This window comes from Vibrio sp. 1F253 (assembly GCF_041439295.1).
GTDB lineage: Bacteria > Pseudomonadota > Gammaproteobacteria > Enterobacterales > Vibrionaceae > Vibrio > Vibrio tasmaniensis_A.
In genome coordinates this window covers 1-6,982 of the sequence record NZ_JBGONU010000087.1, presented here as the reverse complement: position 1 = coordinate 6,982, position 6,982 = coordinate 1, and the positions used below count along the sequence as shown (strand labels likewise).

The 6,982-nt window shown below is 40.8% G+C and carries 6 protein-coding genes; 3 read left to right on the top strand and 3 right to left on the bottom strand.

Annotated elements, in window-relative coordinates; genetic code table 11:
- Positions 1 to 575: 575 nt before the first annotated feature.
- Both ACED28_RS22285 and ACED28_RS22280 read right to left on the bottom strand, forming a co-directional pair.
- On the bottom strand, positions 576 to 854 hold the full coding sequence (locus ACED28_RS22285; RefSeq protein WP_017098235.1) for a hypothetical protein: 279 nt from the start codon (positions 852 to 854) through the stop codon (positions 576 to 578).
- Between the two features lie 64 nt (positions 855 to 918).
- Positions 919 to 1,086 carry a DUF2913 family protein gene (locus ACED28_RS22280; protein WP_017098234.1) on the bottom strand — a complete coding sequence of 56 codons (168 nt, stop codon included), beginning with the start codon at positions 1,084 to 1,086 and terminating at the stop codon, positions 919 to 921.
- A gap of 663 nt (positions 1,087 to 1,749) precedes the next feature.
- On the opposite strand from ACED28_RS22280, the gene ACED28_RS22275 reads away from it, so the two are divergent.
- On the top strand, positions 1,750 to 2,997 hold the full coding sequence (locus ACED28_RS22275; protein ID WP_017098231.1) for a ParA family protein: 1,248 nt from the start codon (positions 1,750 to 1,752) through the stop codon (positions 2,995 to 2,997).
- Between the two features lies 1 nt (position 2,998).
- Positions 2,999 to 3,952: a ParB family protein gene (locus ACED28_RS22270; RefSeq protein ID WP_102258082.1), complete on the top strand. Its 954-nt coding sequence runs from the start codon at positions 2,999 to 3,001 to the stop codon at positions 3,950 to 3,952.
- Between the two features lie 194 nt (positions 3,953 to 4,146).
- On the opposite strand, the gene ACED28_RS22265 is transcribed toward ACED28_RS22270, so the two are convergent.
- Positions 4,147 to 5,193 carry a replication initiation protein gene (locus ACED28_RS22265; RefSeq protein WP_280604793.1) on the bottom strand — a complete coding sequence of 349 codons (1,047 nt, stop codon included), beginning with the start codon at positions 5,191 to 5,193 and terminating at the stop codon, positions 4,147 to 4,149.
- A gap of 1,396 nt (positions 5,194 to 6,589) precedes the next feature.
- Here ACED28_RS22265 and ACED28_RS22260 point away from each other — a divergent pair.
- Positions 6,590 to 6,982, top strand: a 393-nt coding sequence (locus ACED28_RS22260) for a transposase (protein WP_371710777.1), incomplete at its 3' end; no start/stop codon positions are given.

Genomic DNA, 6,982 nt, shown 5'->3' with positions numbered 1-6,982 from the left:
TTCGGAGCCGCTTGGCTGTCCGCTCTCTCAACATCGTTCTGCTTTGCAAGGGCGCACAGCGGCAAAGCCTCCCTTGAAAAACAGGTTGTGGGGAGAGACGGTTAACAGCCTGCGAACCCAAAAATGAAGCGAGTGAAAGAAATCGGCGCATAAGAAAACAAGCCCTTATTCGAACTTATTCAAAGACAGAGAGATCAACGAGGAGAGAGGACGAGGTGCCTCGAACGAAGAGAGAAGTGCCTTGGGTGATTGTTCTCAGGAACGTAGAAGCTCATCGAGCAGGCTCGATAAAGCAACTCAAGTTGTCGACAGAGGAGCAAAACGAAGGAATAAACCGAGCGGAGCGAGAACGTCCCAGTGAAGAAGCATCAACAACAGAACCACTCTATTAGAGATAAAACGAAGCACACGTGATAAAAATCAAGTGATAACGACCAGAAAATGAACCATGACCTATGTCCTTATACAATTCATCTCACCTTTCTCTTTGAGAAAGCGTTCATACCTCCTTTTTACTGTGCCACGATCGAGTCCCAATACCTTTGCAGCATAAGTATAGTTTCCTAGGGAATGAATCATGCATTCATCCAACAGCCCCCCTCCACCGCTTTCATCACCACACTCATATCAGGATCGCTATTAGAACTGACATAAACCAACAATCGAGCAGCAAGACATTTCCGAACTTTCAACAGATCGACTAGCATTTGCTTTTCAGTCCTATGCAGTAGCAGATGAATAACTTCCTGATCATCAATATGACCCACTTCCACTCGATAGGTTCCTGTACCTTGGACTTTATCAATCAACGTATTTAATCGATGAGTTTTAACCTTCTTAGAAAAAGGTTTCATTTTCTAACATTGAGGCAAAACACTGCTGTTCAAAGAGAGCGGTCAACATGATGTAGAGCTCATCCTAATGAGTGAATTTGGCTTGATAATTGAGGTTAATTTCGTTCATTTGCCATAAATTTTCCTCTAGGTGGCCCTTGGCATTCCTGCCTATACTCAGCATGGTCTTCAGCTCTTTCTTACATTTAGAATATTGAGGCTGTTTTATCTTTGGCTTGATGAACTCTACCAAAAACTCATTTCTTTTTTTTGTAGGCCAATAGGCTTGGCTTTGGTCAAATGAATAATAACGAGAGGGGAGGCGTTTGAAATCGTTTGGTCTATTGCTTGATAGTACTTTAAGTTAAGGCTCATGAATGGTCGCTAACTCTTATAATCCGGTGGAAGAACGTCCGAAAAGCCTGAGCTCAAGGTAGTCAAGGTGATACAACCGCGCCTCAGCCCAAACATAATTAACAATTAAGGCGTGACTTGAACACGCTAAGAATAACAAGGTTAATCTCGTTATTTAAGTTTATTCAGTACGTTGAAGAATTCTTTGAATTCAACCGTAAATAGAGCACCGACTATTACTGGTAGACCGCTATTAAAAGCGGACCTGCTTAAATTTCCCAACGCCGATAGCAGATCGCTCTTTTAAAATCACGTCTAGTGCTCTCTCAAATACGTACTTATTGCCCTTAATTAAGTCTCGTGCACCACCACTGTTAAACCAGATGAAAGAATAATATTCAGAGTAATTTGATAAGGTTGTTTTGAAAACAACCCCCATTGTCCCCGTTTAGACACCCATCAAACTTAAACCTTTATTAATTAAAAATATTCTTAAAAGGTTTAATTTGTATCTTTAGTGCTTTATATTGGTTACATGAAATTAAGGCATTAAGGGCACCCAATGACCACCATCATCGATTCATTAGAACTTGTTTGTGAACGTATGCAGCAAGAGCAGTCAGATCTGAAAGCCGTTATCAAAGAGCGTATGCAGATCAAAGTAACTGATACAGAAATTGAGGGGAGTGTCGATAGGCTTATCTATAATCACTCATTGAAGAAGAAAGAGCTTCAAGAGCTGTTTGGCTTATCTCGTGTGACCTTCAATTCTAGAATAGATGAAGCAACCGAGCAGGGCGTCGTTGGCGCTCCTATTATCCAAGGACGCACTCACCTGTATAATCGCTTCGACGTCGCCAATATGATGGAGTTCATGAACTTTCCTAAGTACAACCAGCGCTTTGAACCGACAACCGTTGTAGTGGAAAACCATAAAGGGGGCACTGGCAAATCCACCACGACAGTAACCCTAGCGACCACTGCTGCGCTTGATCTTAATCTTAATGCACGCTGCCTAGTGATAGATTTAGATCCCCAAGGCTCAACAGGCCAAAACCTGATTCATCAAGCCGACGATGAATCAGTCTACATGACAGCTGTTGATATCGCGCTAGCAGGCCAAGAGCCCGAAGGTGATTTTTCTCAATACCTTAATGACTACCGTTATGACGAGTTAGTTAAAGCGATTCCGTTTAAGACTCACCTCCCTAACTTAGATGTGATTCCTGCCTTCCCATCAGACGAACGCTTTGTCGATTCTTACTGGGGGCAAGATGAAATAGGTCAACGGAATTTGCTGAGTGTGTTGCGTGAAAAAATCTTACCCATACTTAAAGAAGAGTACGACCTAATCTTCATCGATACGCCCCCACAGAACTCTCCAATTCTCTGGGCAGTGAATGAGGCGGCTGATGCGGTCTTGATTCCAGTCACCCCACGAGAGTTTGATTTTGCCTCAACGAGTAACTACATGGCCACTATGCCAGGTACATTTAGAGCATTACCATCACAAGGAAAAAATTTAAAGTGGGCTAAATTGCTTCCAGTGAACTTCGATGAGAAGAGCGCTCATGAAGTTAAAGTGTTTGATAAATTGCTGCGGGCGGCGCAAGGGCATTTGTTATCAACAGCGATCCGTCACTCTGAAGCGTTTGTCGCGGCTGCGGAAAGCAACCGTACAGTACTGGATATTCGAAAATCAGAGCAGATTTGTAGTGGTAAACAATTTGATTTAGCTATGACATCGGTGAATGCCGTGTACCACCAATTCATCACTGAAATTAAGCAGCTAGCAACAAAAGGGCTATAACATGTTACGACCTCAAGACAAGCGAACCGGCTTTAACCAAGGCAATCAATTAGGAAAACGAGTTAAAGCCGAACCCCCTAAAAAAACATTCACGTTTGCTAGCGGTAAAACAGCCACTGCAGAAAGAGTGGTGGTTAAATCAGATGAACTTGAAGTTAAAACTGCAATTCACCCTTTAAATCCACGTCGCCAAGATTCGCTTACGCTTGATGCTGTGCGTGATATATTACCAAGCGTTCAGGAAGAGGGCGTACATACTGAAGGCGTCGCGACCAAAGACGGGCAGGGCACTTACCAGTTACTTGATAGCTCACGTCGCCGTTTCACTTGCATCCATGCTAAAAAAGATTTACCTCTATGGGTTATTGAAGGGGAGATCGACCAAGCTGATTTGCTCGCTTTTATTCAAACTACTCAATCTGTAAAGCGCTTGTCTTACCGAGAATTGGGAGCTGATTACAAAAGCGTGATGCAAGCACAAGGCTTTACGAAGCTCGATGAACTAGCTGACTATCTGAATATTGGACGTGAAACTTGCCGAAAGCGCTTTGCTGCAGCATCAGTTGATCAGCGTTTGATTGAGGTCTTTCCTGATTGCGAAGGGATCCCAAATGGTTACTACGCTAAGCTGGCTAAAGTGGAAAAGCAGTTAGATAAAGAAGGTACTACAACGGCACATTTCATCAGTTCACTTAAGGTGGATGTAGATAATTTAGTCTCTGTAGAAGATAAACAAAAGCAAGTTCTTGCTCAGATGGAGTCGAAGCTTTTAAAGGGTAAAGATAAAATAAGCTGGAAGACTAAACCATTAGCGCTGTTCGATGACAAGAACAAGTATGCAAAGGTATCTCACAGCAGTGATAAGCGGGGGCTTAAGATTGAATTGAGTAGATTGCCCGTTGATGTGTATGACGATATCATACGGTTTGTTTCTGAAAAAGTGCAAGATAAGTAAATAACAACCCCGCCAATGAGCGGGGTTTTTAATGGGGACAATGGGGGTTGTTTTGCCCTATGAACAACAAACCACCTCATTATTATTTAGATGTCATAACAAAGTTGATGAATATAAAACTTGAGATCAGTATCACTGAAGGTAACAAATTTTTAGTGTTAGCTGCAAAACACTAAAAATCTGTTACCTGAAAATCATAATTCCATTAACTCTAACCTGTGATAGAAAATAGAATCAAACTGCATATCTGCAGGCATTACGATAATACCCATCCTAACACTTTCAATGGCGAGTTTATGGTGTTTACTTAACTCACCATTGACAGGGTATGAAAGTACAATATTAAAGGCTTCTTTTGCGAGTTTTAACATCGGGTTATCAGGTGCTAGCTCTTCAGCTAACTTTGCTCTTTCCAATGCCTCACCTTTATTGTCACTTTTTTGCTTCCATTGGAAAAGGAACTCAAGCGCAACAATACTCTTTCCTCGATAACGAGCTTTATAACCATACGATCCAGACTCTTCATCAACCAAAAAGCTTAGCTCTTTTCTCACTTCTTCGTTAGAAGCAAGCTCTTCGATTGGCTTACGAATACATCGTTCCATGAAGACCTTGTTGTTGGTATAACTGGATTTGGTTAACTTCCCTTGCTCATCTAAGAGACCGAATAAACCATGTAATTGCGCTATCGATTGCTCATGCAACTTCATTCCAGACTTTTTAAAGCGAGATAGAATAGTGTAAAGGCGCTTAGAATGTTCTGACTTCAAACTACGAAAAGATAAATGGTTAATTTGAGCGTGGCCAGCTGACTGAGCAAGATAAGCATCCATTAATTCAGCGTTAGGCACCATAATTAGCGCCCCTTTTTTATACGCAACTCGACTAAAAAGAGGCATAAAATCAAATTCTTGATCAGCATCGTTCATTAAGCCTACTTTGCGCGATGAGAGCCTTTTAGCCATAGGCTTTAATGTTGGATAAAGCTGCTTTGCTGAAAGACCAAACCACTCCTTTAACACTTCAGATTGAAACGTATATTCAGGTGCGTATACGTGTCGACCTTCCTGATACGCAACCCAATGGTCTTCGTGTAGTCGAGAGAGGAAGAGTGCAAATGTATCATGCTCTCTCGCCGTCAGTCCTAGCTGGCTAAAAACTAAAGCATGGCTTTTCTTAAAAAAGTCATTAGGCAATTCACGGTAGTCTTCAGTTGTGATCAACTGTCGATGGTCAGTCATAGTAATTAGTTTCAGGTAACAGATTATTAGTGTAGTACAAGGATAAGACTAAATTTCAGTAACCTCAAGAACGTAATTCACAATTTTAGACTAAATTCCTGTAACCTTAATAGAAATACTAAAATGAAACACTCAATATCAAGACTTATGGGATAAAGTCTGTTTGGACACTAAAAAAATGTAACCTTCACACTAAAATTTAGATCAATAACACTAATTTCTTGTTACCCCCAGACTAATTAAAAGATCAACAAGACTAACTACAAGATCAATCACACTAATAATATGTTGCCAAAACCTCAATATCATTATGATTTTAAAGTGTTTTTTAGCAATTATAGATCTTATATAAATTATAGATCATATAGAGGTTATATACTGTTATAGAGATTGTGGATAATGTGGATAAACTCAATTTATTAAATAAAAAAACTACTTATCCACATAAAATAAAGAATATTAGAAAAACTAGCTTAACGTTCATCGATCAATGTTTTTCTACTTTCCTACTACGGACTTCCAATTTCCGTAAGTATTGGTGCCATAGAGAGTAACGAATGCATAAACCTGACGGGCAACGCTTTGGCGTTGCTTTGTCGGATTTGTGTATGGACAACTATTCGCTCGTCCCTCACGAAAGTTGTCCATACACAAATCTAGGTTTAGAAACCTTCAATATATGATCTGAGGGAGATCTTTTAATCTCGTTGTATATTGGGCCGACAAAAAGTACGGTTCATCAGCCACTTCTGAGTGGCTTTGTTTCCGTAATCAACCCACTTTGTCTTTTGATGTCATTAGGCGACTCGATAGCTCTCAGTCATACCAAGCTGCATAAATCGATTTAATATTGATGCCGCTTGCATCATTTCCTGTTGTTGATTGTTAAAGTCTCTACTGTGTAATTTGGGGCCAATAATTGTTTTGTAACGCTACATTGCATTATCTGAGACATTCCGTTTTCCATACTGCTTTGTCTTTTACCTGCGCGTGGGACTTAATGCAGAGTACACCACCAAATTGCTCACCCTTTTAGGGTTATGAGCGTCGTCAGCATACAGATTTTCTTTGGGAGGAATCGCTATGTCAGTTTCTGGAAATTCGCTCGCTAATGCGTCATAGACGTCATCGGTATCGTATATTTTATCTGCTGAAATATGGCCAACTTCCACATCAACTTGCCCACACAATTCTTCGACAACCTGAAAATGGTTCTATCGCAAACTTTGAAGCTTTAGGTTAGGATTTGTTCAATTTCCACTCAACACTCTGAATCGTCATGTTTAAAGGCTGCCACTTTCCCTCTGAAGTCATTCTCGAAACCGTACACTATCTCTATCTGGCAGGGTAGTTGTCACTGTTAGAATTTAACCAGTTTGGGCGATAAAGAGTAATTGTGTCTCGTATCTCAGTAGAAAGAAAAGAAGCTATATTGAAGAAGCTATTACCTCCATATTCGATGTCAGTTAAAGAAGTGTCAGAAGACGAAGGAATTAGCACTGCGCCCCTGTATCATTGGCGCCAGCAACTCAGACATTCAGGAGCCGCCGTCCCAAATACCAACACTTCATCAGAGCAGTGGTCTGCTCAAACTAAACTTGCCATTATCGCTAAAACCAACTCAATGATAGAAAGTGAACTCAACCAATATGATCGTGAAAAAGGTCTTTTTCCAGAACAAATCCAAAGCTGGCGCTGCGAATGTATGCAAGGGTTTAAGTCGAGTAAAGAGCGGGAAGCTGAAGCAAAGAAGCAGGCTAAAGCTGACAAACTTGAAATCAAAGAGTTG